Source organism: Companilactobacillus farciminis KCTC 3681 = DSM 20184, assembly GCF_002706745.1.
Classification (GTDB): Bacteria; Bacillota; Bacilli; order Lactobacillales; family Lactobacillaceae; genus Companilactobacillus; species Companilactobacillus farciminis.
In genome coordinates, this window is record NZ_CP017702.1 from 2,271,577 (window position 1) to 2,288,287 (window position 16,711).

General features: G+C 36.1%; 18 protein-coding genes. 7 read left to right on the top strand and 11 right to left on the bottom strand.

Translation table 11 applies throughout. The features are described from left to right. Positions 1-13: 13 nt before the first annotated feature. From LF20184_RS12795 to LF20184_RS11290, 5 genes are all read right to left on the bottom strand, one after another. Positions 14-166: a hypothetical protein gene (locus LF20184_RS12795; RefSeq protein ID WP_010018312.1), complete on the bottom strand. Its 153-nt coding sequence runs from the start codon at positions 164-166 to the stop codon at positions 14-16. A 10-nt stretch (positions 167-176) separates the two neighbouring features. Beyond that, on the bottom strand, positions 177-335 hold the full coding sequence (locus LF20184_RS12800) for a hypothetical protein (protein ID WP_010018311.1): 159 nt from the start codon (positions 333-335) through the stop codon (positions 177-179). Positions 336-426: 91 nt separating this feature from the next. Then, positions 427-2,529 carry an SLAP domain-containing protein gene (locus LF20184_RS11275; protein ID WP_010018309.1) on the bottom strand — a complete coding sequence of 701 codons (2,103 nt, stop codon included), beginning with the start codon at positions 2,527-2,529 and terminating at the stop codon, positions 427-429. A 147-nt stretch (positions 2,530-2,676) separates the two neighbouring features. Continuing rightward, positions 2,677-3,696 carry an acyltransferase gene (locus tag LF20184_RS11280; protein ID WP_010018307.1) on the bottom strand — a complete coding sequence of 340 codons (1,020 nt, stop codon included), beginning with the start codon at positions 3,694-3,696 and terminating at the stop codon, positions 2,677-2,679. 399 nt (positions 3,697-4,095) lie between these two features. After that, complete coding sequence (locus LF20184_RS11290) at positions 4,096-5,547, bottom strand: glycoside hydrolase family 1 protein (RefSeq protein WP_010018304.1); 1,452 nt, start codon at positions 5,545-5,547, stop codon at positions 4,096-4,098. 179 nt (positions 5,548-5,726) lie between these two features. Between LF20184_RS11290 and LF20184_RS11295 the strand changes: the two genes are divergently transcribed. The 4 genes from LF20184_RS11295 (at position 5,727) to LF20184_RS11310 (ending at position 9,697) form a co-directional block, all read left to right on the top strand. Beyond that, positions 5,727-6,200 carry a DUF2975 domain-containing protein gene (locus tag LF20184_RS11295; RefSeq protein WP_010018302.1) on the top strand — a complete coding sequence of 158 codons (474 nt, stop codon included), beginning with the start codon at positions 5,727-5,729 and terminating at the stop codon, positions 6,198-6,200. A gap of 9 nt (positions 6,201-6,209) precedes the next feature. Then, the gene (locus LF20184_RS11300) at positions 6,210-6,413 is read left to right on the top strand and encodes a helix-turn-helix domain-containing protein (protein ID WP_010018300.1); all 204 of its coding nucleotides are present in this window, start codon (positions 6,210-6,212) and stop codon (positions 6,411-6,413) included. Positions 6,414-6,550: 137 nt separating this feature from the next. Then, complete coding sequence (locus tag LF20184_RS11305) at positions 6,551-6,919, top strand: hypothetical protein (RefSeq protein ID WP_010018299.1); 369 nt, start codon at positions 6,551-6,553, stop codon at positions 6,917-6,919. A gap of 219 nt (positions 6,920-7,138) precedes the next feature. Then, entirely contained in the window at positions 7,139-9,697 is a 2,559-nt protein-coding gene (locus LF20184_RS11310) for an L-type lectin family protein (protein ID WP_148223951.1), read from the top strand. A gap of 39 nt (positions 9,698-9,736) precedes the next feature. Here the strand turns inward: LF20184_RS11310 and LF20184_RS11315 are convergent, their stop codons facing one another. From LF20184_RS11315 to LF20184_RS11325, 3 genes are all read right to left on the bottom strand, one after another. Then, a complete protein-coding gene (locus LF20184_RS11315) occupies positions 9,737-10,378 on the bottom strand; it encodes an SDR family oxidoreductase (RefSeq protein WP_010018297.1) in 642 nt (213 codons plus the stop codon). Positions 10,379-10,490: 112 nt separating this feature from the next. Continuing rightward, complete coding sequence (locus tag LF20184_RS11320; RefSeq protein WP_010018296.1) at positions 10,491-11,471, bottom strand: ribose-phosphate diphosphokinase; 981 nt, start codon at positions 11,469-11,471, stop codon at positions 10,491-10,493. Positions 11,472-11,486: 15 nt separating this feature from the next. Beyond that, complete coding sequence (locus LF20184_RS11325) at positions 11,487-11,867, bottom strand: YueI family protein (RefSeq protein WP_010018294.1); 381 nt, start codon at positions 11,865-11,867, stop codon at positions 11,487-11,489. Between the two features lie 128 nt (positions 11,868-11,995). Between LF20184_RS11325 and LF20184_RS11330 the strand changes: the two genes are divergently transcribed. Further along, positions 11,996-12,235: a hypothetical protein gene (locus LF20184_RS11330; protein WP_010018292.1), complete on the top strand. Its 240-nt coding sequence runs from the start codon at positions 11,996-11,998 to the stop codon at positions 12,233-12,235. Between the two features lie 374 nt (positions 12,236-12,609). Further along, the gene (locus tag LF20184_RS11335) at positions 12,610-13,422 is read left to right on the top strand and encodes a hypothetical protein (protein WP_010018291.1); all 813 of its coding nucleotides are present in this window, start codon (positions 12,610-12,612) and stop codon (positions 13,420-13,422) included. A gap of 19 nt (positions 13,423-13,441) precedes the next feature. Here LF20184_RS11335 and LF20184_RS11340 read toward each other — a convergent pair whose 3' ends face one another. Then, entirely contained in the window at positions 13,442-14,044 is a 603-nt protein-coding gene (locus LF20184_RS11340; protein ID WP_010018289.1) for an alpha/beta hydrolase, read from the bottom strand. A gap of 9 nt (positions 14,045-14,053) precedes the next feature. Further along, positions 14,054-14,719 (bottom strand): type 1 glutamine amidotransferase, encoded by a 666-nt coding sequence (locus LF20184_RS11345; RefSeq protein WP_010018287.1) that lies wholly within the window; start codon positions 14,717-14,719, stop codon positions 14,054-14,056. 206 nt (positions 14,720-14,925) lie between these two features. Between LF20184_RS11345 and LF20184_RS12980 the strand changes: the two genes are divergently transcribed. Further along, positions 14,926-15,513: a hypothetical protein gene (locus tag LF20184_RS12980; RefSeq protein ID WP_010018286.1), complete on the top strand. Its 588-nt coding sequence runs from the start codon at positions 14,926-14,928 to the stop codon at positions 15,511-15,513. Positions 15,514-15,665: 152 nt separating this feature from the next. Here LF20184_RS12980 and LF20184_RS11355 read toward each other — a convergent pair whose 3' ends face one another. Continuing rightward, positions 15,666-16,682: a helix-turn-helix transcriptional regulator gene (locus LF20184_RS11355; RefSeq protein ID WP_010018285.1), complete on the bottom strand. Its 1,017-nt coding sequence runs from the start codon at positions 16,680-16,682 to the stop codon at positions 15,666-15,668. Between the last annotated feature and the right edge of the window lie 29 nt (positions 16,683-16,711).

Genomic DNA, 16,711 nt, shown 5'->3' on the forward strand with positions numbered 1-16,711 from the left:
ATAGATGCCATTTTTATTTAATTCGTCTCATAATTACTGCACTCAATAGTATAGCGACAACTAGTACTGCCCCAATAACTGTTTGACTGACTTTTAACATACTTAACCCAAAAACAACAATGAAGGCGACAAACCCCATGATCAAACCTTGCATACTTCTATCCATAATTTACTCCCTACTTATCAACCTTTTTGGCAATTGCATAGATGACTAAGCCAACGACTACGGCATAAATCAAACTCTGAACTAACATGTTCAATTTCAACGTTGAAACAATCCCGACGACCAAAGCAGCTGCCATGACTATCAGCAACATTCTAATCATTCTACGCATTTTATTGCCTCCTTTTGGTTATAGTGTAACCCAGAATGTAAGCGGGAACAAAATAAAAAATACACCAACCAAAGTCAGTGTATTTTAGAATTTAATTTAATGTTGCATCGCTTGCTTTAATCCATTCATCTGTAGCAACACGATACATCTTCTTACCTCTGATCGTAGCACTTCTATCAGTGTACCAAGGTGTATTAACATCCAAAGCACGGTCGATAATCAATTGTCCTTTAGTGTTATAAACTGGTGTAACGTTAGTTCCATTAGTTACAGCCACCGTTTGTAGAGGTGTGTACTTGTAAACGTCACTAGCCTTAACATATTGGTCTGTAGCGACACGATAGTATTCAGCACCATTGATAGTTATAGTCTTGTCGATGATCCAACTTGAACCTTCAGAAAGAACTACATCATCGTTTAGTTTACCGTTGCCGTCATAAATCTTGATATTTCCTTTATGTGGATAACCAGAAACGATGTTATCAACTGTTTGATCTGATTTTTGAACGTAAACTGTCGAAGTAGGTGTGTCTTTATCGATTGTGTAATTGATGTCATCAGCATTAACGAAAGCATAGCCTGTTGGAGCCTTCAAAACAATCTTCGATTCGTTAGCACCCTTACCTGATTGTGTACCGACTTCTTCGCCAGTATCTTGATCAACGTAGGAGACGTTATAAGGCGTGTCAGCAGCTACAACATACTTCGTTACCTTTTGGTCATTCTTCAAAAGAATAAAGCCGTGATCAATAACAGATGCTAAAGCATAGCCATCAGGTGCTGTAACACCAACATAACTACCGAAATTACCACTACCTTGAGATTCTGTTCCAACAACTTTACCTGTTGTCTTGTCTCTGAAGGTTACGGTGTAGTTTAAGGAATTGGAATCTGCTTTTGGCGTTACGTAGATGTTCTTATTTGGAGTTAGAGCATTCAATTTTTGAAGTATATCAGATTGATTGACTAACTTGTAATTTTCTGGAATCTTTGTAAGAACAGTTGGTTCACCTTGGATACCGTTAAGAGTCTCACTGCCAACCGAGTTTCCAGTTGTAATATCTATATAATTTACATTAGTATCTGCACTCTTAGTTACATAGTATGTCTGATTACCATTTTTTACTTCATAGTCAGTAGATATTGCGGCCAATGTATATCCTTCAGGTAGAGTATCTTGAATCTGAGCCACCGTCATATTCCCTGTAACTGGAGTGGTAAAGACAGTTTTACCTGATCCTAGAATTTTGAAAGTCAATATTGAGCTAGGAGTTGCGGGATTTTCAGGATCTGTTGGAATAGCAAAATTATCTTTTACAAAAGTAATCGATTTATTTGTCGCATTGGATATTACATCGTTACCAACAGCATCAATCGCTGTAGCCGTTGCCGTAGTTTTACCAGTATTATCTGTTGTAAAACTAACCAAATAATAGTCATTAGGATTTTCACTATCACTTACTACAACGTTAGTATCTGTAGTTGTAATGTTATCCCAATTAGGTTCTGTATAAGTATTAATTGTTCTTGTGGCTGAAATACCACTAATATAATTATCCTTTGGTGTGAAAGTCACTGATTTATTACCATCGTCCATGGTTCCAGATACCGAAGTACTATTTGCCTTACCATTAGCGTCTGCACCATTGGAACTAATAGCCTTAACATCAGAATTATCAGTAGCAGCTTTTTGAATTGCGTCGTTTCCATCATCTGCTTTAAAATTCATAACTTGGCTATTATTAGTAAAGGAAACAATTGGTTTAGCAAAGTTATATTCTACTGTAACAGTCTTAGTAACACCATCAAGCGTGTATTTAACTGTCTGAGGGAATCCATTTTTATCTCTAGTGCCTGAAGTCATAGGAACTAATTGCTCATTACCATCAACTACGTTTAGTTCCCCTTGCAAGACATTGTCAAATTGAGTATCAGTCTTTTGACCAAAGATTGGCGCAACTTGCATAGTTTGACCATCTTCTAAATCAGAAAACTTCATTTGAGAGTTCACGTTGCTAGCGGTAGAACTTGAATTCAATAACTCGTTGATAACTTGGATCACGTTGTTAGCGATTTCAGTTTTGTCAACGCTTAATGCTTTGTTAGAACTAGCTTGTGCAACTGTTGTATTTGCCCCTAAAATAGTGCTCGACAACAAAATACCAGTCAAAGCTATCATTTTTATTTTTCTCATAGCATATATCTCCCTGATAAATTATGTATATCTAGACACCTTTATCATATCAAGAAACAACAAAAAAAGAAGGCAAAAATACCTTCTTTTTTAAGAAAAATTTAAATAAAAGTTAATATTTGTAAAACGGTTACTTTTTTCGAACAATTATGCCAGTAAATTCTTAATTACAGGAATTTTTCTGATAATGTAAATCATAATTATTGAAAATACTAACGTAGCTAAAAAGATAACTGGATAGTTATTAGGACTAATGAATTTACCAACAAAATTGATAATCAATCCATGAGACAAATAAATTCCATACGTCAATGGTGCAACAAATTCTATCGACTTCGTAAACCAATTTGAATACTTACCTTCAAACGACTTAAAGCACATGAACAACATGACGGCAATCACTGGTGTGCTCAATGAAGAAGCAATATTCAAGAAAGCCCATGGACTTTGTGCCGGAATAAATCTCACTGCCACTTTAATCACGAATAAAAGAGCAATGATACTTACATACTTAGGTAAATTGAATTTCAACTTAGTGTCGTGGGTCAATAAGTAACCCATAACGAAATACCCTAGATAAGATGACAAGATAATCTTAGCCATGCTGTACAAACTAAATGCATTACCAATTGCTGGTGGCGTAAATTGACCGATTGCTGGCAAAATAATGTCGCCAATCATCCACAACAATAGCAGATAATTCAACAAGCTCTTATTCATATGATCCACTAATAGCTTGATGAATGGTGAAATTAAATACAACCCAAACAATGAATAAATAAACCAATAAGCCATCAAAACTGGTTGATGAAAAATCAAAGAAACTGTTACTAAGAATTGGTGAATATTAAAAACCCCATCGATCTTGCTTACTGGATAAGCACTGATGATCGACCAAACGATGAATGGTATGATAACTCTTTTCAAACGATGCTTGAATAGATATCCTACATTCGTCGTTTTTTTACTATTTAAAATAGTTGCCCCACTTATCATGAAAAACATTGGCACAGCTACTTCGGTAATCCCTACTAAAACATTTGTCACTGACCATGAAAAAGAATGATCTGGCGTTGCGATTCTGACTGAACAGGCATGTGCCAAAACAACCAAAATCATAGCCACGACGCGAATAACATCAATATAAATAACACGTTTTGACTTCATATTTTTCCCCCTAAATCAACAAGAAATATATTATCATATTTCTTCCTACATTAAAGAAAAAATTATGGACAAAAAAAGACAAAATTGTCTTTAAAAGCAATTTTGTCTATATTTATTTATTCATTTTTTACAACCAACGCTTATGATGTCGCATGAATATTTCGTGATTCTTCTCCATACCACCTAAATAAACTATCGACAGCACTACCACCGCAAACAATGCTAGGAGTGCGTTTGGTTGATTAAAGAAGTACAAAACTATTGCTAGTCCGATTAATATTAGGATCGATACTCTAAGCGAAAACCTCGGTACTTTGTCTTTCATAAAATTATTACCTCTTTGCTTTGAGATTTCACCTACATTATGGAAGATTTTTTAACAACGTGCAATTCAGATGCTTAATTATTTTCTAAATCTTCACCATCAGAAGCAATAACTTTCTTATACCAGTAGTAACTCTTCTTTGGAGTTCTGCTGAAGTCTCCTTCTTCATTATCATCACGATTTACATAAACGAAACCATAACGTTTGGCCATTTGACCAGTTCCGGCAGAAACTAAATCGATACAACCCCAAGGAGTGTAACCAATCAAGTCAACACCATCTTTGATAGCTTCTTTCATTTGTTCAATGTGACCCTTGAGATATTCGATACGATAGTCATCATCAATTGAACCATCAGCTTTGACTTCATCACGAGCACCTAGTCCATTTTCAACGACCATGATAGGAATACCGTAACGTCCATAAACGTCATTTAGGTACCAGCGTAGACCTTTAGGGTCCATTGCCCAGCCCCATTCACTGTACTTCAAGTAAGGATTCTTTACACCAGTACTGAAGTTACCAGCAGCGTCAGCTTTACTTTCATCAGTTGTCAAAGCGTTTGATGAGTAGTAACTGAAACTATAGAAGTCAACTGTACCTTCTTTTAGAACTTCGCTATCTTCAGCTGTGATGTCTAATTTAACATCATGTTCATCCCAGAAGCGTTTGGCAAAGTGTGGATAAGCACCACGAACTTGAACGTCACCACAGTAATAATTGTTGATTTCGTTAGCTAATTGAGCTTTCAAAATATCATCAGGGTTAGATGTTAATGGATAGTTAACGTTACCGGCAATCATACAACCAATCATGTTGTCAGAATTGATCTTGTGACCAATTTTAACTGCCAAAGCACTGGCAACGAATTGATGATGCAAACCTTGGAGGTTAGCTTGGATATCGTCATTACTCATCTTAGGATTGAATGGTGCAGCACCGTCTTCAACTGGAAGTCCCAGTGACATATAGCCACCAAACATCATACCGATATTGATTTCATTAAATGTTAACCAATATTTAACGAGGTCTTTGTATTCTGTGAACAAAGTCTTAGCGTATTTAACGTAAAAGTCGATCACTTTACGATTGCCCCAACCACCGTAAGCCTCGGTTAAATGATAAGGCATTTCGTAGTGAGAAATTGTTACTAATGGTTCGATACCATACTTATGACATTCCTCGAAGACATTACGATAAAAATCCAAACCTTTTTGATTAGGTTGTGCATCGTCACCGTTAGGAAAAATTCTTGTCCAAGCAACTGACAAACGATAAGTTTTGTAGCCCATGCCTGCTAGTAATTTAATATCTTCTTTGTAGTGGTGGTAGAAATCACTACCTTGATGAGATGGATAATATTCGCCTTGTTTAACGGTCTTAGTGAAGACACGTGGCTTTTCATATGTACCACCTAATAAGAGGTCAGCTGTACTAACACCTTTGCCATCAACGTCCCAGGCACCTTCGTATTGGTTAGCAGCAGTAGCGCCACCCCATAAAAAGTTCTTTGGAAATACTGTCATAATTAAATTCTCCTTCTATCAATATATTATTATGGTAACGTTTTCTTTAGATTGAAAACAAGTTTATTTCAAATCGATTAAACATTAGAATTGTATTTATATCGAAATTCAATATATTCATATTGTTTATCGATATAAAATGAGCTAAAATATCCTTAATCACAAAGGAGATTTCGATTATGAAAATCAAAACTACTTTACTAAAATTTGTTACTTTGATTATAGATGCTTTTGTTTTATTCTTTGTAGTCATGTTATCTATGAGCATGCTTAACGCTATTCAAGACCATCCCTTTGACTTATTCCCAACGATTGCCGGTTCAACATTTTTAATTGTGGGTCTATTAGTTCTTATCATCAGTTATTACTTATTTAGAATTTTTAAACTAATCGACAACCATAATTTCTTCACCCAACAAGCACTGCATTTCGTTAGAATGGTTCGTTATTTATTCATCGCTTGTTCAGTCGTTTTACTCGCAATTTTGCCGATAGCTTACCAAGCCGCTGACATTGACGATGCTCCCGGACTCATTATCGTAGCTTTAGGATTTATCTTTTTCCCTAGTGCGATTGCTGCTTTTATTTCAGTGATGGAGAAGATTTTAATCAATTCGATTCAATTTAAGCAAGAAAATGAATTGACGATATAGGAGGTCAAAATGATAAAAATAAATTTGGATCTTCTATTAGTCAAAAAAAATATGACCGTTACCGAACTAGCTGAAAAAGTCGGCATCACTCAAGCTAACATTTCCATTCTAAAAAACGGTCGTGCCAAGGCAATTCGCTTCTCAACTTTAGAAAAAATCTGTAAAACACTAGACTGTCAACCCGGTGATATCTTAGAATATGTACAGGAATGACGGAATGTATACATCACCTTTTCCCTACTCCTCAAAGCTTCAGCTCGTATCTTCACAAAATCATCAAGCAATCTTTAAATATTATAATTTTTATTATGCTAATATGCAGTTGAAGTTATAGAAAGGAGTCTTAGATTATGTCAGAGACAAAGAAAGTTATTGCCGTAGCTTTAGATATCAATAAGATTCCCTACAACAGTGATGTTGATGTCATTTTTACCCCAGGAACTCAAAGGATTTGGTATACGACAAATACTCAATCAATTGAGATACCTAAACGGATTTTATTATTTGATTCAATTTTGAATTCATTTTTTAAGAAATTTTCCAAAAAATCCAATAAGCATGATGTTTTGAAATTCAACTATTTTGCTAACAAAGTTTCCCGTTACTTGAAGGATCATCCTTACGATGCAGTTATCTTTGAGAACGAACAACTGAAAAACAAAATATTGCCTAATTTCAAAAATAAAAACGAATACGTTGTTGAAGATACGTTGGCTTAACTTTTACCGATCCTTTTAAGGGTCGGTTTTTTTGTATTCCATTTACGAAGAATAAAACTTTTAATAAATGAGATGAAAGCGGATTCATATCTTGATATACTACTGTATACAATGAATATACATTTCGGGGAGTGAATCTTGATGAAGGGACATCATAAGCATCTGATTGGATATATTTTTATATCCTTTTTTATGTTATTTGCAAATTTTTTTATACCTTTGACTACTGTTAAAGCTGAACCAGTGGGGTTGCCTTTGAATGATTATATGGTTATTGATACGCCAACAATTATCAATCCACCAAATGGAACTAATTACTTTAATAAAAATACCGCTTCTATTCAAAATGAGGATACTGCCAAATTAACTGACAAAGCAGGCCAAATAGTAAAAGAAGGGGGATTGTTGGTTAAAAACTTATATACTTTAAATCGTGGTACTATGGGAGCAATTTGGTCTAAAGACAGTGATACTTGGGATTTATCTCAAGTTCAACAAATATCTGCCTGGATGAATTTTGGCCCTCCTGATGATTCCTCTTTAGTTAATGGTGAAGGACTAGCTTTCGTAATTCAAAATGACAACCGAGGTACTAAAGCCATTGGTACTGGATTACAAGGACTAGGTGTCTATGGATATGATTTAACTACTTTTCCGTCAGCCTCACCTACCCCCCCAAGTCCGGAATTGGTTACACTGACTGCCGTGAAAAACAGCGTTGCTATAGAGTTTGATACTAACCTAAATAAGGCTGGGGAAGGTAAAGTGCCAACGCTTATCCATTATAAAGACTTGTTGATAGACAAATCTGAAGAACATTATACTTCTAATGGTTTTGACAGTGATATCGGAATAGCTGGTTCCACAGGCGTTAACCTTCTCCCCAACTCATACCTTGGTTTGAAAATCCCTGGAGAAAGAGGTTGGGGACACATTGCCTTTTCACTTCCTGGAAATGAAAATTCATATGCTGACGTTTTCAACGGTTCCGTCCCAACCAGTTATAGCAAGCTTAAAATTTCCACAGGTATGAGCCTCTTTCATTCTAATGCAACCGTTGCTAACCTAATAGATGACATTGATTACTTCGGTAAACCCGTTAATTGGCATCACGTAACTATTACTTGGACGCCTGATGAAAATCTTCTAGCAGGAACACTTAGCTATGTTTATAATGACAAGGATGAACATGGTATTAATAACACTAATAAAACAACAGATAACTACTTTAAACGTGTCGAATCATCTGTAAAAGTTCCAATGAGCACTTTTGATGTTCATAATGGAGATTACAATGTTCGTTGGGGATTCACTGGTGCCAATAGTTCTTTAGGTCAACTTGACGCAGATGGCAACGAGACTGGTAGCGAAAAAGTGGCTGATAAGTATGTAAAACTAGAAACTCTCCCCGACTCCCCTAATCCAATTGCTAACAGTTCGATAACTGATAATACGCTAAACAAAACCATCACTGATCAATCCACGGATAACAACGTCAACAGTGGCGATTCAGTCGATTTAAATTATGAAATCAAGCACGCCGAAGATAACAACAAAACTTCCGACTCCAAGATTCTACCCGATTCACAAAAGCCGTCTTGGAAAGATATCGTCGCTGCTATCCAAATTCCCGACATGGAAACCTACTTAGATTTTCGCCAGGAAGACAGTCCCAATACTCCCGGACAAAAACGAATCGGCTACATTGAATATCAAGATGGTACTCAAGACGACTTATTGGTTTCAGATGTCTCTTTGACTAGTGGCCAAGCTGAAAGTACTAGTACCAAAGTCGCTATTAACAGCCGTCTAGTCACCAAAAAGCTCTCCAAAGATCTCGACAACACTGACAACAAAATTACCAATGTTAAAATTTTTGGAACAGCTATTAACAAAGACCTAAAAGACCATCTAGTTCAAAAAGCCCCCGTCTATTTCAATGGTAGCAATGCCATCATTTCAACTAGTTCCCCTGAATTTAATATCCGTTACGAGAAGAACTGGAGCTTGATGGCTAAGGGTCTCGAAGAAAATTACACATTACGTTTCCAACAAGACAATCCTAATATCACTTTGCCTATCGAATTGTCTTACAATCCTGAACAAAAATTTGTTCCCGGAGATGAATTAATCGTTGATATCAACATCGATAATGAGAAAAAAATCGAAAGTAAAATCAATGTCACTGGCAATGACACGACTGAAAAAATTGAAATTCCTATCAATGAAACAATCTTTGATTCAGCAAGTGATTTTTGGAACACTTTCTCATTAGAAAAGAACAATCCTCACCGAATTGAAATCACGGTAACCGATAAGGATTCTAAAGTTTCTAACAACGTTCAATTTTTCGTTGAAGTAATTCCTGATAAAACTCTCAGAGTTGATGCTTCTAAGAGTATCTCCTTCAAGAACATCAATTATTCCAGCAAAGCAGATTATATTCATCGTCAAGATGATGGCTACGTCAAAGTAACTAGTCGTAATAATCCTTGGCAATTACGTACGCGTGTAGTCAAGCCTCTAACTAAGTCTAATGACAATGAACAATTCGTCGGTAGTTTGCTTTACATCGATGACGACCAAAGATCTGCTCTAGATGATTCACCTACTTTGATTGAAGAAGACAACCACAGCTACTCTGAAGAAACTGTAAAAACAATTTCTGATACTTGGAAAGATGATACTGGCGTTATTTTGAAACAGACTGGTTTGAATGAAGCTGGCCAATACGTCGGAACTCTGGAATGGAGTTTAGCTGACGCCGACATTAACTAAGACACACAAAAAGGAGCCTTAAATTTAGGCTCCTTTTTGTTATCTAATAACGTCTTGAATAGCTTGATCTCCAGAAGAGAAATTGTATTCATTTTTGATTGATGATGGAGTTTGGATGGCTTGAGCGATAACTTTGGCGACATCTGCTCTAGCAACTGATCCACCTTCATAATTGCTTTGGATATTAACTTTTCCCGTTGCAGGATCGTCAGTCAAAGTCCCTGGATGAACAATTGTGTAATCTAAGTTTGTGCTACGAAGATACTTGTCAGCATAATGCTTAGCTACATAATATGGTCTGATTCCTGAAGCTTCCCACTTTGTGCGATCATCGCTGTAAACGGCACTGACCATGACGTAACGCTTGATACCAAGAATTTGAGCGGCATCCATCGTCTTGATAGCTCCGTCCAAATCAATTTCAATTGTCTTGTCATATCCAGCACCACCGGCACCAGCAGAAAAGACAATCGTATCAGCACCAGATTCGGCGATTGAATTTTGAATATCCTTTGGAGATGCTGTTAAGTCAATGTATTGAGTTGGAATGCCCTCCGCTTGATAAGCGTTGATTTGTTCTTCCTTACGCAAACCGGCCGCAAAATCAATCTTTCGAGACTTTAATTCGTCAACTAACAAACGTCCCACTTTACCATGGGCACCAATAATAAGTACTTTCATTAATAAAACCTCCTCAAGTACCATTACCTTAACAACAATTATTTTATTTTTCCATTATTAAGTATTTTGATAACAAAAAAATCCCAATCACGAAGGATTGAGATTAATCGATTTACTTAATAATTGTAAAGCTATCACGAACATCAAATAGTGAGTCGATTGATTCATTATCTTGAGTCATGCGAATAGCATCACCAACTAAGTCAGTTACGGATAAAACTTTTAATTTATCAAAATGACATTCTTCTGGAACGACAATTGAATCTGAAACTAAAACTTCCATCAAATCTGATGCTTCTAGACGTTTAGCAGCATCTTTTGAGAAGATTGGGTGTGTAGCTACGGCAGAAATTGTCTTAGCACCGGCCTTTTTAACTGCTTCAGCACTATTGATCATTCTAGTACCTGTATCAATCAAATCATCAACGATAACACATTGTTTACCATCAACGTCACCAATGATATCAGGAACAACATTATCATCTTCAGTTGATCTTTGGTCAACGATAGCAATTTGTGAACCGAATACTTCGGCCAAAGAACGTGCACGTTTAGTTGAGTTGTGATCAGGAGCTACGAAAACAAATTCGTCAGGATTCTTGATCTTTTGTTCAAAGTAACTAGCAAAAATAGGCATTGCACGTAAGTGATCAACTGGGATATCAAAGAATCCTTGAATTTGGTCAGCATGCATATCGATAGCAATAACACGATCGACTTGTCCCATTTCTAGCATATTGGCAAACAACTTAGCTGAGATAGGTTCTCTAGAACGAGATTTTCTATCTGAACGTGTGTAAGCAAAGTATGGCAATACACAAGTAATGCTGTTAGCACTAGCACGTCTCAAAGAATCTACGGCAATCATCAATTCCATAAAGTTGTCATTAACAGGATCAGAAACTGAATGAATAATGTAAACGTCTTTTCCACGAATACTTTCGTTTATTTGAATGTTGATTTCACCATCACTAAAATGTGAAACGGTAGCATCCAACAATGGAATTCCCATGTAGTCAGAAATTCTTTTTGCTAATGGTTTATTACCATTTAAAGAAAGTAAAGCAATTTTATCTAATGAGCTATTAGACATTTTTGTCCTCCAAAATTATATAAGCACTGGTCTATCAACAGGTTTACCCTCGTTAGCAATAACTAGTCCCATGTCGTTATCAGTCAAGGCACGGTCTTTATTACGGACTCCCGATTGTGAAACTATTGTAAACTTATACTTTAATTTTACACTCAATTGTAGGTATTTATCCAGTATATATGAATCAATTTTTCCATTTAAGTACAGATGATACTCTGGATATTTTTTCATAACGCTTTCAACCGTCTTGATATTATCCTCATTTTTTAATTGGGCAATCGTTAAAGCAATCGCTACTCTTTCAGCAAAGTTTCCCAAGAATTTGTTCTTCTCATCAGGCTTTAACTGTGGCTTGCCAAAAACATTTTGTTTAATATAATCTTCAACATTAGTCATTTATACACCCTCCATACGTCATAGTATAGCGAAGAAAGCCCTTTAATAAAAGTTTATGATATCGTTATTCTTACCATTCTTTTACCCAATAATTGTATAATGAAAAAAAGAGAAAGGATGTGTTACTTATGGATGAAATGGTATTTTTTAACCCCGGCGATGCGATTGCCAATTCAAAAGATTACGGCGAAGCAGTTCGTGGAGCACAAATTTATAAAGCAAAGGATCCCTATGAATCATCCCTAGTAGTTGCACAAGATGTTTCCGACAATAAGAGCTTTGCGGTTTACTTTGCTAAAGACGAAAAGAAAGATATTCAGGATTCTGACACTGGTATCGTTAAGTATCATTTGAAAAAGAAAATTTAAAGATTCTAGTAGACTAGCGTAACATTCTGTCCTCCATAGCAAAGAAAATTCGGCTGGAACGCTGTGGACACGACTTGGAGCCTTTGCTAAGCCCAAAATCGGGCAAAGTCTTCAAGCTCGGTCTTTCACTAGGCAATAAATTGCCAAGAGAAATTTCACAGCTGAGCCAATTTTCTTTGCTATTCCGGACTAGATAGTGGTTCTATATTTTTTTATGATCAAACAAATAAACATCAATTCAGATAAATGGTTAATTGACCATATCTGAATTGATGTTTTTTGATTTATTAATTTTGTGTAGTTTCTTTAGATTGCCATACTATGCTACTGACCCTCATATAATGGAACTATAAAACAAATGGAGGCTTGCGTATATGACAACATTTTATATCAAAAACACAAACGAAAAGGATTTGGACCTGGTAACTGCTCTCAATCTTGCTAAACCTTTCGACACTATCAAGCTGGCCGAGGGTGATTATTTTTCTGATAACAAACCTTACTATTTAAATTTGAAAAAAAACGTCAATATAATTGGTGATAGTTCCAATAACTGTGCAATAAAACTCCATGCTTATTTTTTAATTGGTGACAATGTTCAAATCATCCTTAAAAACATGACAATTTCATCCGGGCAAAGTCCCCTTAACACTGTTGCGATATACGATGATGCACATTTTTATGCCGAAAACGTTCGTTTCTTACATCCTCTCAACAACAAATGGAATACGATTTTTTGTAAAAACGCCTCTTTTGCTCTTTACGATTCCGTTGTGTCGACTGCTGATATTGAAACCGCTGGTCTGTATCTGGAAAATTGTCCTAATTTGCTCGTCAATGATACGATCAACACTCTTTATTTAAAAAATTCCAATTGTAAACAAAAGGACTGCTTGATCAATCATTCGATTGGCGTTGACTTCCAATCATCGTTAACTTTTATTCGTATGACTGTAAATGCCAATGACGAATGTCCCGATAGCGATTTTTATGCTCTTAATAATTCAATCGTTGAGGGTCGCTACCTTGCTTTTACAACTGACTCACCAATTGTTGATGTCTTCTCAAGTTCATTTGCCAGTCGTAACTTCTATTCTGACGTCAACAAAATTCAATGGAACATCGATGATGAATCTACCGTTCGTGTCGATGGATATCCTCCATACAACAATCGTTCATTTGATTAATAACAAAAACAGCCGAATTTTACGATTCGACTGTTTTTTTCATCCAATTATCCAAAAAAGTTAGTTGCTCTTTTGTATGAAACCAGTGTTCTCCATTTTCCATTATCGTTACGTGAGCGTTATGGTTTCCAACAAAATCATTCAAAACTTCATTTGAAGTATGATCGTCTTTTTGACCATAAAGAATTTCTGTCTCTATTTGCCAGTTGATTGGATGTTCTCTAACAAATTGCAAATATTTCCACGATAAAGTCTTACGACCTAAAGTGATTTCTTGTTGATCCCTTAAGTCTGCTTCAGTTAAATTATTTTCTTCAAGCGTATCAGTGATTGATTTTTCCATATCCAAAATTGGCGAGATAAACAAGGCCTTCTTGATTGGCATATCTTGTAAAGCTAGCATCGAGAAATAGACGCCAATACTATTAGCTAGCAAAAATATCTGGTCGTATTTTGACGTCAATTTTTCATAAGTGTCCCGGACCTGTTTTTCAACGACCCAGGGCAAATATTCCCGATAATCGACACCAATCATTTCAAAACCCGGGCAATTTTTCTTAAAACGTTCTGCTTCTAAAGCACTGCCACCTTTGCCATGAACGTAAATAATCGCTTTTTTCAAAATGCCACCTCAGTCTGTGATGTAATCTAACATACGATTTAAAATCAATTTGTTTTCTGCGGGCACTGGTGTATTCAAAATATCTTCACTCGATTGATTCAAAACTGACCCTTTAAGATATGGAAAATCATTAACTACCATTTCTCGCACATTATCAGCCTCAGGTTCAACGTGAAACTGCAAGCCGATGATTCGATGATTCATGACAAAGCCTTGATTCTTGACCTTATCACTTGAGAATAGCAGTTTAGCATCTTCTGGAATTTCAAACATTTCCTCATGCCAATGCAAAACCGTCATTTTCTCAGGGATACCAAAGATTGCTTCATTTTGACGATAAACTGGTGCCCAGCCCACTTCTTTAGCTGGAGCTTTCTTGATTTCCTTGCCTAGCGTTTTTGCAATTTGTTGAGCCCCAAAACAAGCACCGAATAGTGGCTTATTTTGAGCCAACAATTTTTTGATCAATTGGCGTTCCTGTTTGATCCAAGGTAAATCATCATTAGGACTCATTGGTCCACCAAGAATGACTAGCATATCTGTCTGTTCGGCTGATGGTAAATGTCCAAACTGATAAGGATGATAGATATACATTTGATGCCCATGTTCTTGTGACCAATCTTGGATCATTCCGGGACCTTCATTTGGAGTATGTTGCAACACATTTATTCTCATAGGAATTCCTTTCAGACAACGGCAATGTTTGGTCTGGGTATCGCCTGCAACTGCCCAATATGCAATCATTATAGCATGTCAAAAAAAATAATATTTATTTTGAGTTTCTCTAAATAGAACTCCCAGAGTGACATATTATGACACCCCTCGGTGTTATTCTAAAACCATAAGAAATCGATAGAGGTTATTATAGGAGGGTATTTTACATGACAAACACAAAATTTACTTCAGTTGATAGTTGGGCATTCTGGGACGTTCCCGGTGAGAATCTTGAGCAGAAATCACCTCAAGAACGTCAAGATATTTTTGGTGATAACTACGTTCCTAATCAATTCCCCAACGATAAGTTAAAGGGTGATTTAAAAGAACGTCTTAATAACGCTAAATATATTGTTGTTGGTATGAACCCCGGCGATGCTGCTGTCAATCAAGATAACAGCAAACTATTCCTAAATTTCCATGGTGCTAAAAAGAGTGCTGATTATCGTTTTGCAGCTGCTATTTATGGAACTGAAATTTGGGGTTCTTTTATGACTGACGTTTCATCAACTACTGAAAGTAAAAGTAGTAAAGTCAAAATCCATAAAGCGGATGTCATCAATATGGAAAAACATCTGGACGAATTAGGCGTTCCTGATACTGCCGTTCTAATTGCTTTGGGAGGAAAAGTTAATAAAGCTTTAACAAAATATGCTAATCGCCCAGTCAAAACTATGTACCACTACTCCAGAGCAAATTCATACTGGAAAGCCGACAAAGTTCACGAACAAGTAATGAACATTTTAAAAAAATAAACTTCAAAACTCACTTGGAAAATTAATGTTAAGCCAAAATTAGCACCTGTATCTGCGAATAGAAAGCTATTCCGATACAGGTGCTATTTGTCTTTTAATATATAAAATTGCTATGGAGGACGGAATCCTACACCAATTCAAACAACGATTTTTTATTTTTCGTACAATTTTAAGGTATCGACTAAACGCTGTTTAACAGCCCTTACCAACGAATCAGGTCCCAAAACTTTCAACTGGTTGCCCTGACTAAAGATCCACAACAACGCACCTTCAGTAAAAATACTACCCTCAATGATGACGCTATTTTCCTTTTTCTTCACAATTCTTGATCCCGGCAATTTATCCAAAGCAGTTTGAGGATAGCTGAAATATTCAAAACTATAATTAACATCATTACCCATCTTCAACAAATGAGTCTTGTTCAACATCGTTCCTTCATCAACTTTCTTTGAATAAGGGATATTAATTGCTCTCTTACTTGAATCAATTGGAAATTCAAATCTATCTAAACGAAAGATTCGTGGATTGTCGGTTGGATCAGCGTCCTTTAAAACATAAATCATCACGTAATAATAAGACGTATCAAAATACATATTGATAGGAACACCAATAATATCTTTGGTGGCATCACTGCCTTGACGACTACTGTGATATTTAAAAGTAACTGACCTCTTCTTTAAAATACATTCTGACAAACGTCTGATTCGTTCACGCAGATCATCGCTAACTTTAACTGGCTTATATTCGGCTATCGTAGCAGACAATAGAACTTTAATATTGCGGTAATCACCGTCATCGACCAAATCTAAAATATCGCTAGTAAAATCCTTCAATTCGGCTTTTGAAAAAGCTCTAGTTCCAATCAGCATCTTCAAAAGAGCTATTGCATCAGCACCGTCAATCACACCTTCTCGAGTGATGTGGTATTCAGAATTGCTTTTATCCAAAACCAATTGTCGATTTGGCATTTGTTGCGCCAAGATTCTTCTGATGAGCTTAAAATCCTTTTGGATGGCCGTTTTATTGGCTTCGTAGTGATCAGTCGCCCAATCCATTGTCATCGTTTCGTGATTTAAAAAACGTGTGAAGATATTCAAGATTCGATAACGGCTACCACTGTTCTCAATATCTTGATATTCAGGATCTAATTTCTTTTTATCATCTTCCATTTTAAATCCCCCTATTTACTTGATTATAT

Coding starts and splice junctions, on each gene's coding strand:
- LF20184_RS12795 (WP_010018312.1), bottom strand. CDS start 166: ATGGATAGAAGTATGCAAGGTTTGATCATGGGGTTTGTCGCCTTCATT.
- LF20184_RS12800 (WP_010018311.1), bottom strand. CDS start 335: ATGCGTAGAATGATTAGAATGTTGCTGATAGTCATGGCAGCTGCTTTG.
- LF20184_RS11275 (WP_010018309.1), bottom strand. CDS start 2,529: ATGAGAAAAATAAAAATGATAGCTTTGACTGGTATTTTGTTGTCGAGC.
- LF20184_RS11280 (WP_010018307.1), bottom strand. CDS start 3,696: ATGAAGTCAAAACGTGTTATTTATATTGATGTTATTCGCGTCGTGGCT.
- LF20184_RS11290 (WP_010018304.1), bottom strand. CDS start 5,547: ATGACAGTATTTCCAAAGAACTTTTTATGGGGTGGCGCTACTGCTGCT.
- LF20184_RS11295 (WP_010018302.1), top strand. CDS start 5,727: ATGAAAATCAAAACTACTTTACTAAAATTTGTTACTTTGATTATAGAT.
- LF20184_RS11300 (WP_010018300.1), top strand. CDS start 6,210: ATGATAAAAATAAATTTGGATCTTCTATTAGTCAAAAAAAATATGACC.
- LF20184_RS11305 (WP_010018299.1), top strand. CDS start 6,551: ATGTCAGAGACAAAGAAAGTTATTGCCGTAGCTTTAGATATCAATAAG.
- LF20184_RS11315 (WP_010018297.1), bottom strand. CDS start 10,378: ATGAAAGTACTTATTATTGGTGCCCATGGTAAAGTGGGACGTTTGTTA.
- LF20184_RS11320 (WP_010018296.1), bottom strand. CDS start 11,471: ATGTCTAATAGCTCATTAGATAAAATTGCTTTACTTTCTTTAAATGGT.
- LF20184_RS11325 (WP_010018294.1), bottom strand. CDS start 11,867: ATGACTAATGTTGAAGATTATATTAAACAAAATGTTTTTGGCAAGCCA.
- LF20184_RS11330 (WP_010018292.1), top strand. CDS start 11,996: ATGGATGAAATGGTATTTTTTAACCCCGGCGATGCGATTGCCAATTCA.
- LF20184_RS11335 (WP_010018291.1), top strand. CDS start 12,610: ATGACAACATTTTATATCAAAAACACAAACGAAAAGGATTTGGACCTG.
- LF20184_RS11345 (WP_010018287.1), bottom strand. CDS start 14,719: ATGAGAATAAATGTGTTGCAACATACTCCAAATGAAGGTCCCGGAATG.
- LF20184_RS12980 (WP_010018286.1), top strand. CDS start 14,926: ATGACAAACACAAAATTTACTTCAGTTGATAGTTGGGCATTCTGGGAC.
- LF20184_RS11355 (WP_010018285.1), bottom strand. CDS start 16,682: ATGGAAGATGATAAAAAGAAATTAGATCCTGAATATCAAGATATTGAG.